The organism is Shewanella sp. SR43-4 (assembly GCF_014163845.1).
Classification (GTDB): Bacteria; Pseudomonadota; Gammaproteobacteria; order Enterobacterales; family Shewanellaceae; genus Shewanella; species Shewanella vesiculosa.
The window spans coordinates 99,093-115,111 of the sequence record NZ_JACJEB010000011.1 but is presented as its reverse complement, the minus strand read 5'-3'; the positions used below and the strand labels follow the sequence as shown (position 1 = coordinate 115,111).

The window sequence follows — 16,019 nt, the reverse complement described above, 5'->3', positions numbered from 1 at the left end:
AAACCTCCTGCAAAGATCAATATTAGAGAATACGACCTTAAATTTTGTTGCGCCAAGCTAATTTTACTTAATATATAGATGATAGCTGAGTTAAATGTAATCAGATAGTATCAATTTTGTATATTAAGCATGATTAATAGCTCGAAAGATTTTATTGCTATTATACTCGGTTCATTTTTTAAGTACAAAAAACCCGCAACCTAAATTAAGTTGCGGGTTAATATATTTAACATATTGAAATAAAACATATAGCTAACGTGATTGTGAACGTAACAATTAACGTAATTCTGCAGGTACGGCGAAAACGGTATCTTCTTTACGGCCTTCCACTTCAGTTATCACACTCGGCGCTAATGTCGCTATCGCGTTAACAACTTGTTGAACTAACACTTCAGGCGCTGAAGCACCGGCTGTGACAGCGACTTTCTTTACGCCGTTAAACCATGCAGCTTCTACATCAGCAGCGGTATCAACTAAATAAGATTGAGTACCGGTTTTTTCAGCCAGTTCACGCAAACGATTTGAATTAGAACTGTTTTTAGAACCAACAACAATCAGTAAGTCCACTTCTGCAGACATACTACGTACTGCATCTTGACGATTTTGAGTTGCGTAGCATATGTCATCCTTACGTGGTCCTTCAATTGAAGGAAAACGTTGCTGTAATGCACTAATGATATCTAAAGTGTCATCAACAGACAGTGTGGTTTGAGTAACAAAACATAACTTATCAGGATTATTAACCTGAAGATTATTAACATCTTCAGGTGATTCAATAAGATAAACACCACCGTTAGGGTTATCGTATTGTCCCATTGTGCCTTCAACTTCTGGGTGCCCTTGATGGCCAATCAAAATGCACTCGATACCTTTACGACTTGCGCGAGTGACTTGCAAATGCACCTTTGTCACTAAAGGACAGGTGGCATCAAATACTTTTAAACCGCGATCTTTGGCTTCTTTTCTTACAGCCTGAGATACACCATGGGCACTAAAAATAACAATGCTGTTATCTGGAACCTGATCAAGTTCATCGATAAAAAGCGCACCACGCTGTTTTAGATTTTCAACCACATAGCGATTATGTACCACTTCATGGCGAACATAAATCGGTGGTTCAAATAATTCTAAAGCACGCTCAACAATACTGATTGCACGATCAACCCCAGCACAAAAACCGCGAGGATTAGCCAACAAAATACTCAGTTCAGGAGACGTCGGATCAACTTTTAACATGTGATACCTTTTTAATCAGTTATAACACTGACCACTTCAAGCTCAAACGTAAGCGTGCGTCCAGCAAGTGGATGGTTTAAATCGACAGTAATTGAGTCACCAGCCGTATCACGAACAATACCCGGTATTTCACTACCACCTGGGCCTGCAAAACTGACGATGACACCGTCTTCAAGCTTCATATCAGCTGGAAAACGGCTTCTGTCCATATAATGGATTGCATCTGGATTTGACTCACCAAAAGCATCTTTTGCCGCTAAGGTAAACTTGTGCTTATCACCTTCACTCAAGTCTTTAAGTTCATCTTCAAAAGCCGGACTTAAGCTACCGTCACCAATATTAAAACGCGCCGGTTTGCCCGATGCTTTAGTACTGTCGGCGGTCGATCCGTCTTCTAATACAATATTCATATGGCACACCAATGAGCGACCATCTTGTTTAGTTAAATCTGTCACAGTTAATCTTGCTCCTTTGGTGACTTTGCATCTGGTCTAAATGATTCCCAAATGATCAGTACTGCACCCACAAATATACCTGAATCGGCAATGTTAAACGCTGGATAATGGCTGGTTTGCCAGTAGAAATCGATAAAATCAACGACAAAGCCATGCATTAAACGATCAACTAAATTACCCAATGCGCCACCAATAACTAAGGTAAAGGCTAAATTACTCCGCCACATCGTGTGTGACTGTTTACGTAGCCATATGGTGAGTAAAGTACTAAAGCCGAGGGCTATAATAGTAAAGAACCAACGTTGCCAGCCACCAGCATCACTTAAAAAACTGAACGCTGCGCCATAGTTTCGCACATAAGTGAAATTAAAAAATGGCAGCAGTTTGATAGACTCATACAATTCAAAATTGGCCAAAACCCATTGTTTAGATAGCTGATCGGCTAAAAACACCAATGCAGCTACCCAATACCAACGCAAGCCACTGTCTTTCCATGTTAATGGCACAGTACTCATTGTGTTACTTCCTTAAGCAAAATTGCGTTGTTCGCCTTCACCTTCAATATTGGTCACACAGCGTTGACACAATGTTGGGTGAGATTCAATGGTGCCAACTTCTTCACGATAGTGCCAGCAACGCTCGCACTTCTCTGCCGAACTTTTGGCTACCACTAGCTTAAGTGAGCTTAATTCTGTTTCGATGGCGTCATCACCGGCTTGTGACATATCCGCCACGGCCGCTTTTGAAGTAATAAGGATAAAACGCAACTCATCACCCACCTTGGCGAGTTCAGCCGCTAAATCAGCATCAGCAAACAATGTGACTTCAGCTTCTAATGAACCACCAATACGCTTGTCACGACGCGCTTGTTCAAGCACTTTGTTGACTTCGTTACGGACAGTTAATAGTTTTTCCCAATAATCATCACTTAAATCACTGTCAAGCATTACCGCTTCTAGGCCTTGATACCATTCTTGAGTAAACACATACTTTTCACGCTTACCTGGTAGCTGCTGCCAAACTTCGTCGGCGGTAAAGCTTAAGATTGGCGTCATCCAACGAACCATAGCTTCGGCAATATGATAAAGCGCAGATTGACAACTACGACGAGCATGACCTTCTTGCTTCGCGGTGTACTGGCGATCTTTAATAATATCAAGATAAAAACTGCCTAGCTCAACAGAGCAGAACTGCATCAATTTTTGGGTCACTTGGTGGAAGTTGTATTGATCATACGCTTCGATAATTTCTTGTTGCAGTACCGCTGCACGGCGAACAACCCAACGATCTAATGCGACCATGTCTTCTGAGGCAATCATGTCTGTTTCTGGGTTAAAACCATTTAGATTCGCTAACAAGAAACGAGCAGTATTACGAATACGACGATATGCGTCAGCACTACGATTTAAAATTTCATCAGATACGGTCATTTCGCCACTGTAATCCGTTGCGGCAACCCATAAGCGTAAAATGTCAGCCCCAAGCTTATTGATCACTTGTAGTGGCGCTATCACGTTACCAACAGATTTTGACATCTTACGGCCTTTACCATCAACGGTAAAACCATGAGTCAGCACTTGCTTATAAGGTGCTGTACCATTCATCGCCGTTGAAATCATCAATGATGACATAAACCAACCGCGATGCTGATCGCTCCCTTCTAAATACAAATCAACGCCATGACCATGAAACTCTGGGCGCGCAGCAACAACAGATGAGAATGATGAACCTGAGTCGAACCATACATCTAATGTGTCAGTTACTTTACGATACTGATCTGCTTCATCACCGAGTAACTCACTGGCATCTAAATCCCACCAAGCTTGAATACCCTGTTGTTCAATGCGATGCGCGACACGTTCCATTAGTGAAACGCTGTCTGGATGTAATTCATCGGTTTCACGGTGAACAAATAAGGTGATAGGTACGCCCCAAGTACGCTGACGAGAGATACACCAGTCGGGACGATTTTCAACCATTTTTTCGATACGGCTTTGACCCCAATCAGGGATCCACTTGGTTTGCTCAATTTCTTTTAATGCTTGCGAGCGTAAACCATGGTTATCCATAGAGATAAACCACTGTGGCGTAGCACGGAAAATAATCGGTGTTTTGTGGCGCCAGCAATGTGGATAACTATGACGATAGGCAACATGCAGCAATAACGCGCCTTTTTCTTCTAACAGCGCAACCACATTGGCGTTGGCTTTAAAAACATGCTGACCGGCAAAAAATTCAGTATCAGCTTTATAAACCCCATTATCGCCAACGGGGTTTGCCACTTCTAAACCGTATTTTTGACCAACAATAAAATCGTCCTGACCATGCCCTGGTGCGGTATGGACAATACCGGTACCCGCGTCAGTCGTAACGTGATCGCCTAAAATAGCTGGCACATCGAACGCATAAAATGGGTGGTTAAAACGCATTAACTCAAGCTCTGCGCCCTTTACTTCACCTAAAATGATGTGTGACTCTGCAGCGTAACGCTCAAGGCAAGACTCGACTAAAACTTGGGCTAAAATCAATGTGGTGGTTTTGCCATCTTTAACAAATTCCACCAAGCTATAATCTAGCTCAGGGCTTAATGCTAACGCACGGTTAGCAGGAATCGTCCAAGGAGTTGTAGTCCAAATAGCCATTGCCACTGGTTTAGCATAATTTTCAACGCCAAATTTAGCTGCAACTGCTTGGCTATCAACTGCCACAAAAGCCACGTCGATGGCTGGCGATGTTTTATCTTCGTATTCAACTTCTGCTTCAGCTAGCGCTGAACCACAATCGGTACACCAATGCACAGGTTTGACACCTTTGTGCAAATGACCGCTATCAATTACTTTTGCCAATGAACGAACGATATTTGCTTCAGTTGAAAAATCCATTGTGAGATATGGGTTTTGCCAATCACCTAATACACCTAAACGAATGAAGTCATCACGCTGACCTTCAACTTGAATAGCGGCATATTTACGACATTCTTCACGAAACTCTGCCGCAGAAATTTTGACGCCAGGCTTACCGACTTTTTGCTCAACTTTTAGCTCAATAGGTAGTCCATGACAATCCCACCCAGGAATATAAGGTGCGTCAAAACCAGACATGGTTTTTGACTTAATAATGATGTCTTTAAGAATTTTGTTTACAGAGTGACCAATATGAATGCTGCCATTGGCGTATGGAGGGCCATCGTGCAGAATGAAAGGTTTACGGCCGATACGGCTTTCACGGATCTGTTGATACAGTCCATCTTGCGTCCAGCTATTTAACATTTCTGGCTCGCGATTTGCCAAATTACCGCGCATCGGAAACTCTGTTTCCGGCAAATTCAAAGTAAATTTATAGTCGCTCATTGATCCCATACCATTATTTAAAGCTGATTCATTTCAGCTAGCATCGTTGCTAAATAAAGCGCGAGCTTCATTTGCATCATTTAAAATCTGTTTTTTTAGCGCGTCCAATGACTCAAAAGGTTGTTCATCACGGATCTTTGCCACTAGTTCTACTTCCACTCGTTTACCGTATAAATCACCGGTGAAATCAAACAAGTGGACTTCTAATCTGCAGGTTTGACCATTGACAGTGGGTCTAAACCCCACATTAGCCACTCCATCATATATATCACTGCCATCCCAGTACAAACGAACGGCAAAGACGCCTCGAATCGGTACCACATGTCGCTTTAACGCGATGTTAGCGGTTGGAAAACCGATCGTACGGCCTAATTTTTGTCCGTGAGCAACCTTACCACTTAAAATGAAAGGATGGCCAAGTAAACGCCTTGCTTGCTCCAAGTTCCCTAATGCCAGTTGCTCTCTTACCGCAGTAGAGCTTACTCGCGACGAGCCAACAACAAAACTTTGGGTACTGACAACGGTAAAGCCAAACTTCTTACCCGCTGCAACAAGCATTTCGAAATTACCTAAGCGACCTTTACCAAAGCAAAAATCATCACCAACAACTAAATATTTAACGCCAAGCTTATTGACTAATAACTCTTCAATAAAGGCTTCAGCAGGTTGATTAGCAAAAGCTTCAGTAAAATTGATACAAAGTAGTCGATCAATCTTCAGCTCGTCTAGTAACCTCATTTTATCGCGAAGGAGGCTAAGTCGAGCCGGCGCATCAGCACCTCGGAAGCGTTCTTGCGGTTGAGGCTCAAACGTCATTAACGTTGCGGGTAATTGAAAGTGATGCGCTTTACTCACCAAGCTACTGATCACTTGCGCATGGCCACGATGGACACCATCAAAATTCCCAATGGTCAAAACACAACCATAATGAGAAGCTAAAATATTGTGTATTCCGCGGATTAATTCCATTACGCTCAATACTGCCTATTGCAAATCGGCAGATTATATACCCAAACCAATGTCAGATGCGAGTTTCAGCCTGAGATTATTACAGCCGATTTAGGATATTCTGCCGATACTCGCCCTGCCATTCGAATAGGATAATTTATCTCTGACGTTTAATTTTCCAAGGTCGAACACCCAACACAAGCAAACTCAACAGATAAATTACTGCGCCGCCAACAATAAGCTCAATTAACATAAACATCCGCTCAAAAGTGTGCCATTCAAGCCATATGCTTTGTTGTGGCATAAAATACACAAGTGCAATAGTCATCAATGCTGTAGAAATGATCACTTTAAATGAGAAAAACAAGGTTTGTCGGCTCATTTGATAAACGCCCGCCTTATGCAAACCTCTGTATAACAAGCCAGCATTCAATAACGCAGACATTGATGTCGCAATAGCTAACCCCACATAACCAAATGGAATCGCAAAAATAAGGTTAAAGGCCATATTACTTACCATGGCAATGATGCCATATTTAACCGGTGTTTTAGTATCTTGGCGCGAATAGTATCCCGGCGCTAACACTTTAATCATCATAAAACTTAATAAACCACAGCCGTATGCAACCAAGCTATACGATGCCATTTCAACGTCATTAACGCTAAATGCACCTCGCATAAACAGCACCATTAACATGGGTTTAGCCAGAACAATTAACCCTAACATAGCCGGAGTCCCCAGTAGCAAAATGGCTTTAACCCCCCAATCCATAGTGTGATTAAAGCCACTGCCTTCGGCATTCACATGTTTTTGTGACAGTGCAGGGAGAATAACAGTCGCGATCGCAATCCCAAATAAGCCTAAAGGAAACTCCAATAGTCGATCGGCGTAGTAGAGCCAACTTATCGACCCTGTCATCAAAAAACTGGCAATAAAAGTGTCAAACAATAAATTAATTTGTGATACCGACACCCCGAATAATGCAGGGATCATCAAAGTTCTGATTTTCACTACGCCGGGATGATTCCATCCCCATGAAGGTTTAACGAGCGCTTTCTCGCGGATCAAAAATGGGATTTGGAACAAAAACTGAATAAGGCCGCCAAAAAATACTCCCCAAGCTAAACCAATCTCAGGATTTTCTAGCGTATGTGCATACCACAAAGCCACGGTAATGATGGCCACATTTAAGAAAACCGGCGTAAACGCTGACACAGCAAAGCGTCCGCGAGTATTGAGAATTGAGCCGGCTAATGCTGTGAAGGTAATAAACCATAAATACGGAAAGGTAATTTTTAACATCACTGAAGCAAGTTCAAATTTTTCAGCATTGGGGCCATCATTTAGCCAATCGACAAACCAGCCACCGCCAAAAAGTGCTGCAAGCACTGGTGAACACACTACGCCAACTAAGGTTACAATCGTAACCAGTACCCCTAAGGTACCTGCAACCTTACTTAACAACTCACGAGTATCTTCTGGAGTCATTTTTTCCTGATACTCAGTCAGTACCGGCACGAACGCCTGTGCAAAAGCACCTTCAGCAAATAAACGTCTTAAAAAATTAGGGATTTTATTAGCAAAAAAGAACACATCAGCACTACTACCGGCTCCCATAAGATTCGCAATAACCACATCACGGACCAAGCCTAATACTCGAGAAATCAATGTCATAACACTAACTATTAGACCTGATTTAAATAATTTTTTGCTCAAACAGCCCCCTGAAACGTGGTTACTTCTAAGAAATTAATGGGATTTATAACAAATATTCTATTCTAACCCTGTCACACAGACCAAAGAGCTGGTAGAATTGCGCCACATATTACACGAGTTGGGTTGAAGTTTGGCATGCTAGGTTGGATTAATTTATCTTTATGATGATTATTCAGCTGTAGTCGTTGACAAGGCGACAAAAAGCAGGCATATTCCTCGGCCTTAAAAGTATCAAATCCAGTTTTTAGGAGTTGCACCTTGGCTAATAGCAAGTCTGCAAAGAAGCGCGCGCTTCAGTCTGAAAAGCGTCGCCAGCATAACGCTAGCCGTCGCTCTATGTTACGTACATACGTTAAAAAAGTCATCGCTGCTATCAAAAGTGGTGACCATAAAGCGGCTACAGAAGCATTCGCTACTGCACAACCAATTGTTGACCGTATGGCGACTAAAGGTCTTATTCACAAGAATAAAGCCGCTCGTCAGAAGGCACGCTTAAACGCAAAGATCAAAGCTATTGCAGCTTAGTTTTTTGTAGTTTAAGTTTCCAAAAACCGGCTTAGGCCGGTTTTTTTATATCTACATTTTACCCGCTTGTTTTTCCTTATGATAATTTAACACTCCTCAATTAATACAATCGCTCACCATGAGTATCCGCAGCCTCTTTAACACTTATCTAAAAATAACCACTCATTGTTTAGCGGTAAATTGATTTACTCATTTCTAACAGATCTAGACCTAAGCGCTCTCAAAAGAATGATATACAGGCTCATTGAACGGATAACAGATGGTAAATAGCAACGCTAAATACTGCAAAGATATTGAATTTATTGGAGTTCGAGATAATTGATTTGCTCTCATTGATAACGATAATCAATGGTAGTAATCATCATGCTATAGAATATAAGGCTTGTAAGAAAAGGCAGTATTCGATTGATGTTAAAGAGTAAAGCATAATATTAGTAGCAAAAACTAAACGTCTTAACTAAGGCATCAATAAATAAGATGTGCCCGTTAAGACGTTTGCGGAGTCAGTTTAATAACAATACATATTATTTAATACTTGAATTAACTCTTTTACCTCGTCACTTTTTAACGAATAAAAAACGGTTTGCGCCTCTTTCCTAGTACAGACTAATTTGTCTTTACGAAGCCATGCCAAATGTTGAGATAAAGCAGATTGACTTAGCCCCAACTTCTTATTCATTTCACCAACACACATTTCACCTTCATTAAGAAGATGACACAAAATAAACAGTCTACGTTCATTTGCTAATGCTTTTAGCAATACGACCGCATGATCTGCTTGCTGTTGCATTTTATCTATATCCATCACGCGCTCTTCTCCTTCATCTAACCCCGCACTAATATAGCGTTCCCTTACAAATAGAGTCGGGACATAAAGCACACTTTTTGGTAGATTGTTGTAAAAAATGAGACTTAGCTAAAATAATCAAAGGAAACTCATGAAAAACTATCAAAGAGCAACACTCGTCGGAGCCATATTTACCACTCTACTCGGGTGTCAAACCCCCGTACCCACTAAAATGAGTGATGCCAGTTTAGTTATCAATAATTCAGATGATGCCAAAATCAGTCAACAATTGGCTAAGCAAGCTTTATCATCACGTTTAAGTTATGACATTGTTGAATCGCTTACCGTAGAAGTAGGTCCACGATTAGCGGGTACAGACAAAGACATCATGGCCGTTGATTGGGCGATGGAAAAACTGTGGTCGCTCGGATTTGATAAAGTATATAAAGAATCGGTTCAAGTTCCTGCTTGGTCTAGAGGCAGCGCACACGCGAGTATCGTAGCGCCTTATGAGCAACCTTTAGTTGTGACAGCCTTAGGTGGCAGTGTTGCAACCCCAGTTAACGGAATTCAAGCACAGATTGTACGCTTTGACAGTTTAGAAGAGTTATCCAATGCATCGCCGGGGCGCATTGAAGGCAAAATAGTGTTTATTGACCGTAAAACTGAACGCCACATTACAGGTAAAGGTTATGGCGAGGCTGTTGGTGGCCGCTCTCTAGGAGCCATTGTTGCGGCCCAGAAAGGAGCCTTAGCAATTGTTATCCGTTCCATTGGCACAGATCATGACAGAATGGCACACACAGGAATGATGCGCTACGAAGAAGGAACGCCTAAAATTCCTGCCGCAGCAATGTCTAACCCTGATGCAGATTTGATTAATGCCATGTTAAAGCGTAATCCTAACATCACCCTATCACTGAATATGACCTCAGAAAATTTAGGTATTGCGACATCTTATAATGTTATAGCCGAAGTCACTGGAAGCAGTAAACCAGATGAAATCGTTCTTATCGGTGCTCATCTTGATTCGTGGGATGAAGGCACAGGTGCAATTGATGATGGTGCGGGTGTCGCGATTGTTACCACCGCAGCTAAACTCATTCAAGACTTACCGCAAAAACCTGCACGTACTATTCGAGTGGTATTATACGCAGCTGAAGAAGTGGGTTTAGTTGGTGGTAAAGCCTATGCAGCGCAACATGCTGATGAGTTAGGCAAGCATTATATTGCGGCGGAATCTGATTTTGGTGCAGGACCTATTTATAAAATTGATTTTAATGTTAACCCCGCCACATTCGAGCAAGTGAAACAACAACACTCTGCCATAGCACTTAATGGGGTTGAGCTTGGCAATAATAACGCTTCAGGCGGACCGGATGTGTCGATGCTACCAGCATTAGGTGTACCGGTTGCTTCATTGAACCAAGATGGCACAGACTACTTTGATTATCACCACACGCCGAATGATACATTAGATAAAATTGATCCTAAGAAACTGGCACAAAGTGCAGCAGCTTATGTCCAATTTGCCTACATGATGGCACAATCGGAAATTGATTTAAGACCTGTTACCGAGCAAAAAGACCAACACTAGCGAGTTGTAGCGCTATTAAGTTCAATTGAGCTCAGAATTTGATGACTAAAAAGCCCTTGTTTAAGGGCTTTTTTATTGGCTAAGGCTATGGACTTAAAGTTTTACTTTTGTTCGGCGCGTAAAAATACAGGCTCTGTGGGAGTCGACTGCGCTTCACTGTAGTAATAGCCTTCAAGATCAAACTCAGTTAATTGCTTAACAGAAGTGGGATTAGTATCAATAATATAGCGCGCCATCAAACCACGAGCTTTTTTGGCATAAAAACTAATCACTTTAAATTGGCCCTTTTTGCAGTCTTTAAACACAGGGGTAATTAGCTGACCTTGAAGTTGTTTTACTTTGACAGACTTAAAGTACTCATTAGAGGCTAAGTTAACAATGATATCATCGCCCTGCTCTTTCAATGCTTGATTAACAGCTTCTGTAATCGTCTCTCCCCAGAAAGCATACAAGTTATTACCTTCAGGGTTTGCCAGCTTAGTGCCCATTTCTAAGCGATACGGTTGGATTAAATCTAGTGGTTTAAGTAAGCCATACAAACCAGATAAAATACGTAAATGTTTTTGACTAGAAGCCATTTGTGACTCAGATAAATTATCTGCATCAAAGCCTGTATACACATCACCTCTAAAGGCAAAAATTGCCTGCTTAGCATTATCTAAGGTAAACGGTGGCTGCCAATCAGCAAACCGAGCGGCATTCAGCCCTGCTATTTTATCACTCACCTTCATCAAGCTGGCAATATCCATGGGAGTTAATTCACGGCAAACATCAATCAACGCTTGGCTTTGTTTTAGAAAGCGCGGCTGAGTATGGGTATTAGAAATAGGTGAATGTTCGAAATCTAATGTTTTCGCAGGTGAAACTAAAACCAACATAAGTAAGCTCCGGATAAAATCATAACGTCATCATACTGAACTGATATAAAAAAACCATGCCGCATTAGCATGGTTTTTTCGATTGAGCTATTCGAGTAAACACTCTATACCCGAGTTTATTTCTTTATAGGCTCTGAAGAATTAGGCCAAATTTTTTCTTCTAATTGATCGGCTAACTCTGGAAATTTGCTGGTATCAAATACTGGATCGATACCCGCATCAATCTGTTCCCGATAGTCGTTAATAACTCGAATCGCTAGGCCAGACAACAACAATAAGGCCACAATATTAACAATAGCCATTAATCCCATTGATACATCGGCTAAATCCCATACTAGACTGATTTTAGCCAGTGAACCGAACATCACCATACCTAAAACAACTACGCGAAATATAGGCAAAGCTTTTTTACTATTACCAGACAGGAACATGACATTAGTTTCTGCGTAAGAATAGTTCGCAATAATAGACGTAAAGCAGAAAAGTAAAATGGCAAAGGCAATAAATGCTCCCCCCCAATCACCCACATGGCTGGTAAGTGCACTAATCGTTTTCGCAATGCCATCTGAACTAGATGCTGCATCACCAGACAATAAAATAATTGCAGCCGTTGCAGTACAAATAACAATAGTATCGACAAATACACCCATCATTTGCACAAAACCTTGCGATGCTGGGTGATTAGGATTTGGAGATGCGCTGGCAGCCACGTTTGCTGCACTTCCCATACCGGCTTCGTTTGAAAATAATCCTCGAGCAATACCGGCTTGCATTGCTTGAGCAACACTATAAGCAACACCACCAGCAGCGGCTTCTTGCCAACCAAATGCACTATTAATAACTAACATGAAAATGTCAGGTAACTTCTCAATATTCATCCCAACAACAACAAATGCTATAGCAATATAAGCAATCGCCATTACAGGTACAATGAGCTCAGATGCTTTAGCAACTTTTTTAAGGCCACCTACAATGACAAACGCACTGCAGATAACAATACCAATACCGATATATAGTGGTTCAAAACCAAAAACTTGAGTCATTGCACCAGTAATGGTATTGGCTTGAACAGCATTAAATACAAGACCAAATGCTAAAATTAGGAAGATAGAAAAAACCACGCCCATCCAACGCTGACCAAGGCCTTTCTCCATATAATAAGCTGGACCGCCACGGTATTGACCATCACCATCTTTGACTTTATAAACCTGAGCAAGAGTCGACTCTATCATCGCAGTAGCCATACCCAATACTGCTATAGCCCACATCCAAAACACGGCACCAGGCCCTGCTGTTCCAATTGCAACCGCGACACCAGCCATATTACCAGCTCCGACACGTGCAGCCATACTGGTACAAAAAACTTGAAATGATGATAAGCCATGCTTACCTGGACGGCGGCTAATCGCGAGTACTTTAATACCGTGCACAAAATGGGTAATTTGAATAAAACCAAGACGAATAGTAAAAAATAACCCTGCTCCCACCAACCCATAAACCAATAATTTGCCCCAAAGCAGGCTATTCATGAAATTAACAATCGTCTCTAACATTGCCATATTGTCTAATCTTCCCCGTTATAAGGTTATTTTTCTGTATCAGGCCATTGCACTGAATATAAAACACATAAGGCACAGACCAAGCACGTCATGTGCAAGCTGCTATGTGTAAAACGGTAATACTAATAAAAGTACCTATATAAAGTCGCCATTATAAAAGGTTATGGTCGTGGATTAATAGGTATTGATCACTCAGGACTACGAATGCTAAAGCTACGTTACCTAGCATACACATCGATTAAGTAAATGAAACGTTGCAATAACATCAACAAAACAAAAATTAACAAGTGATCTCAGTCACACTTTATCATTTCTACTATTAATGCTCTATGTTTAAAAAACATTTGAATCGTTATTAAATTTCAAGTAATTAGCGACAAATCAACAATAAATGCGATCGAAACCAAACCTCATTACTCAGAAATTAGATAAAGGCCACATTATTGTAACTAAATTACAGATACAGTGTTCTCAAAGAAGGTTAAATAAGTTTTTCACTTTTAATAGAGGTCACTATGACTAACCCAAATGAAATCATCGCGCTAAAAAAATACGTAAGAGCAACGAACTTCCTTGCGACATCGCAGATTTATCTGAAGCAAAACGTACTTTTTAAGCGTCCGTTACAACATACAGATATCAAACCTCGTCTACTCGGTCACTGGGGAACATGTCCTGGTATTAACTTTGTCTACGCGAACGTTAACCGTCTTATTGTTAAGCATAAGCGTGAATTCATTTACCTTGTTGGTCCTGGCCACGGTTTCCCAGCTGTGCAAGCTAACTTATTTGTTGAAGGTTCACTTAGTCATTTCTATCCTGAGACCATTCCATTCACAGAAACAGGTATCGAAGATATCTGTAAAAAATTCTCAGCAGCCTACGGCTATCCATCACATGCAAACCCAGAAGCTCCTGGCCAAATATTAGAAGGTGGTGAGCTTGGTTATTCACTTTCTGTCGCTTGGGGCTCTGTATTAGATAACCCAAATCTTATTGCCGCTTGTTTGATCGGTGACGGTGAAGCGGAAACCGGCCCATTAGCGGCATCTTGGTATGCTAACCGCTTAGTCTCTCCTGAGCATAACGGTGCAGTTCTGCCAATCGTCCATATTAACGGTTATAAGATCTCAGGTCCAACCCGTATGGGCCGCATGAGCCATGAAGAACTGGATCTCGAATTCCGTGGCCTTGGTTATCACCCCATCATAGTTGATGATGAAATGGAAACGGACATCTTTGAACAAATGACAGCGGCAATGGATTTGTCTTATGAAATGATCACTGACATTCAACGTCGCGCTCGTTCTGGTGAAGACGTTGTCAAACCCCGCTGGCCAGTTATTTTAATGAGAACAGCTAAAGGTTGGACGGGTACAGCTGAATATGATGGCAAAAAGTTAGCCGGTAACTGTGAATCTCATCAAGTGATTGTCAGCAACTGTGCTAAAGATAAAGGCCATTTAGAAGCACTCAATACATGGTTAGCCAGCTATAAGTTTGATGAGCTAGTACAAACGACTGAAAGCGGCGAACTGATATTTGATAAAGACATCATGTCATTAATGCCACCAAAGGATTTATGCTGTGGTCGCCAACGTTTAAGTTATGGCGGTGAAGTGGTTCGCGCTTTAACGAATCCAGATTTAAGCAAACTGGGTTATGGTGCTGAAACACCTCGTGGCCATCGTGGTTTTTCAATGTTGAAAATGGGAGAATGGATGCGTGATGCATTCAAACTGAACCGCGATCAACGCAACCTGCGTATTTTCAGTCCAGATGAAACTTATTCAAATCAGTTACAAGCTGTATTTGAAGAAACAGATCGTTCATGGCAATGGCCTATAGAAAGCTGGGACCAAGATATGTCGCGCGATGGCCGCGTGATTGAGTTGTTATCTGAAAACTTGTTATTTGGTATGTTACATGGCTACACAGTAACCGGCCGTCACGGTATGTTCCCTACTTATGAATCTTTTTCTCAGGTAGTGTCATCAATGGCTGACCAATACTGTAAATATGTCCATGCCAGCCAAGGGATCCATTTCCGTAAGCCAATTCCAGCATGTAACGTAGTATTGTCATCGTTATTAGAACGTCAAGATCACAACGGTTACTCTCATCAGAACCCATCATTCCTAGGCGCGATGTTAGAGAAGCACCCAGAAATTATTTCTGCTTACTTGCCAGCAGATGCAAACAGCACCTTGGTATATACCGAAAAAGCTTATGCTGACAGAGACAAACTGAATATTATTGTTGCGGGTAAAAAATCTTTACCTCAATGGTTATCTTTAGCTGAAGCTCGTCAACAAGCTAAAGATGGCATGATGGTATGGGATTTCGCCTCAGATACCAATCCTGATGTGGTACTAGCTGGTTGTGGTGATTATGCAACTCAAGAATGTATGGCTTCTTTAGTTCTCATTCGTGAAATACTACCAAGAGTACGTATCCGTTTTGTCAGCGTGTCAGAACTTCACAGTAGCGGTTTAGGCAGCCTTGAATTTCAAAGCAAACCTTGGATGATGGATGAAGTATTTACCCAAGATAAAGGTGTGGTATTTAATTACCATGGTTATCCAAATACCATCAAGAAATTGGTCTTTGATTATAAAGGTAACCGTCGTTTCCGTATTAAAGGTTATGAAGAAGAAGGTTCAACGACGACACCATTTGATATGGGAGTGCGTAACGGTACATCTCGCTATCACTTAGTGATCGATATGGCTTACAAATTATTCCAGCAAGGTGTGATTGATGAAACACAACATGTGACCATCACCACAGATATGTTGCAACGATTAGTTGACCATAAGAACTACATCAAAGCCAATGGTGTGGATCCAGAAGAAATCGAAAACTGGGTATGGACTCGTTAAACTAACTTATTATTAGACCAAAAATACGCCTTCTGGGCGTATTTCTATTTTCACTTCCCAAATATGCTCATTAGGGGGCATAAAA

The 16,019-nt window shown here is 41.4% G+C and carries 12 protein-coding genes; 3 read left to right on the top strand and 9 right to left on the bottom strand.

Annotated elements, in window-relative coordinates:
* Positions 1-276: 276 nt before the first annotated feature.
* The 6 genes from ispH to murJ form a co-directional block, all read right to left on the bottom strand.
* Positions 277-1,206: a 4-hydroxy-3-methylbut-2-enyl diphosphate reductase gene (gene ispH / locus H5123_RS13975; protein ID WP_182698380.1), complete on the bottom strand. Its 930-nt coding sequence runs from the start codon at positions 1,204-1,206 to the stop codon at positions 277-279.
* 41 nt (positions 1,207-1,247) lie between these two features.
* On the bottom strand, positions 1,248-1,691 hold the full coding sequence (gene fkpB / locus H5123_RS13970) for an FKBP-type peptidyl-prolyl cis-trans isomerase (protein ID WP_124017148.1): 444 nt from the start codon (positions 1,689-1,691) through the stop codon (positions 1,248-1,250).
* A 2-nt stretch (positions 1,692-1,693) separates the two neighbouring features.
* On the bottom strand, positions 1,694-2,197 hold the full coding sequence (gene lspA / locus H5123_RS13965) for a signal peptidase II (protein ID WP_182698379.1): 504 nt from the start codon (positions 2,195-2,197) through the stop codon (positions 1,694-1,696).
* A 21-nt stretch (positions 2,198-2,218) separates the two neighbouring features.
* Positions 2,219-5,041, bottom strand: a complete 2,823-nt coding sequence (gene ileS, locus H5123_RS13960; protein WP_182698343.1) for an isoleucine--tRNA ligase — start codon at positions 5,039-5,041, stop codon at positions 2,219-2,221.
* 33 nt (positions 5,042-5,074) lie between these two features.
* Entirely contained in the window at positions 5,075-6,010 is a 936-nt protein-coding gene (gene ribF / locus H5123_RS13955; protein ID WP_182698342.1) for a bifunctional riboflavin kinase/FAD synthetase, read from the bottom strand.
* A gap of 136 nt (positions 6,011-6,146) precedes the next feature.
* On the bottom strand, positions 6,147-7,706 hold the full coding sequence (gene murJ / locus H5123_RS13950; RefSeq protein ID WP_124017145.1) for a murein biosynthesis integral membrane protein MurJ: 1,560 nt from the start codon (positions 7,704-7,706) through the stop codon (positions 6,147-6,149).
* Positions 7,707-7,964: 258 nt separating this feature from the next.
* On the opposite strand from murJ, the gene rpsT reads away from it, so the two are divergent.
* Positions 7,965-8,231, top strand: a complete 267-nt coding sequence (rpsT, locus tag H5123_RS13945) for a 30S ribosomal protein S20 (RefSeq protein WP_124017144.1) — start codon at positions 7,965-7,967, stop codon at positions 8,229-8,231.
* Between the two features lie 508 nt (positions 8,232-8,739).
* Here the strand turns inward: rpsT and H5123_RS13940 are convergent.
* The gene (locus H5123_RS13940) at positions 8,740-9,036 is read right to left on the bottom strand and encodes a metalloregulator ArsR/SmtB family transcription factor (RefSeq protein WP_124017143.1); all 297 of its coding nucleotides are present in this window, start codon (positions 9,034-9,036) and stop codon (positions 8,740-8,742) included.
* 133 nt (positions 9,037-9,169) lie between these two features.
* On the opposite strand from H5123_RS13940, the gene H5123_RS13935 reads away from it, so the two are divergent.
* On the top strand, positions 9,170-10,615 hold the full coding sequence (locus H5123_RS13935; RefSeq protein ID WP_182698341.1) for a M28 family metallopeptidase: 1,446 nt from the start codon (positions 9,170-9,172) through the stop codon (positions 10,613-10,615).
* A gap of 101 nt (positions 10,616-10,716) precedes the next feature.
* Here the strand turns inward: H5123_RS13935 and yaaA are convergent, their stop codons facing one another.
* Both yaaA and H5123_RS13925 read right to left on the bottom strand, forming a co-directional pair.
* Positions 10,717-11,493 carry a peroxide stress protein YaaA gene (gene yaaA / locus H5123_RS13930; RefSeq protein WP_182698340.1) on the bottom strand — a complete coding sequence of 259 codons (777 nt, stop codon included), beginning with the start codon at positions 11,491-11,493 and terminating at the stop codon, positions 10,717-10,719.
* Between the two features lie 116 nt (positions 11,494-11,609).
* Entirely contained in the window at positions 11,610-13,046 is a 1,437-nt protein-coding gene (locus H5123_RS13925; protein WP_124017221.1) for a sodium:alanine symporter family protein, read from the bottom strand.
* A gap of 521 nt (positions 13,047-13,567) precedes the next feature.
* Between H5123_RS13925 and H5123_RS13920 the strand changes: the two genes are divergently transcribed.
* The gene (locus H5123_RS13920) at positions 13,568-15,934 is read left to right on the top strand and encodes a phosphoketolase family protein (protein WP_124017140.1); all 2,367 of its coding nucleotides are present in this window, start codon (positions 13,568-13,570) and stop codon (positions 15,932-15,934) included.
* Positions 15,935-16,019 lie beyond the last annotated feature (85 nt).

Excerpts from the sequence above, each read along its gene's own strand:
- H5123_RS13940 (WP_124017143.1), bottom strand. The coding sequence starts at position 9,036 with ATGGATATAGATAAAATGCAACAGCAAGCAGATCATGCGGTCGTATTG.
- H5123_RS13925 (WP_124017221.1), bottom strand. The coding sequence starts at position 13,046 with ATGTTAGAGACGATTGTTAATTTCATGAATAGCCTGCTTTGGGGCAAA.
- ileS (WP_182698343.1), bottom strand. The coding sequence starts at position 5,041 with ATGAGCGACTATAAATTTACTTTGAATTTGCCGGAAACAGAGTTTCCG.
- yaaA (WP_182698340.1), bottom strand. The coding sequence starts at position 11,493 with ATGTTGGTTTTAGTTTCACCTGCGAAAACATTAGATTTCGAACATTCA.
- ribF (WP_182698342.1), bottom strand. The coding sequence starts at position 6,010 with ATGGAATTAATCCGCGGAATACACAATATTTTAGCTTCTCATTATGGT.
- H5123_RS13920 (WP_124017140.1), top strand. The coding sequence starts at position 13,568 with ATGACTAACCCAAATGAAATCATCGCGCTAAAAAAATACGTAAGAGCA.
- H5123_RS13935 (WP_182698341.1), top strand. The coding sequence starts at position 9,170 with ATGAAAAACTATCAAAGAGCAACACTCGTCGGAGCCATATTTACCACT.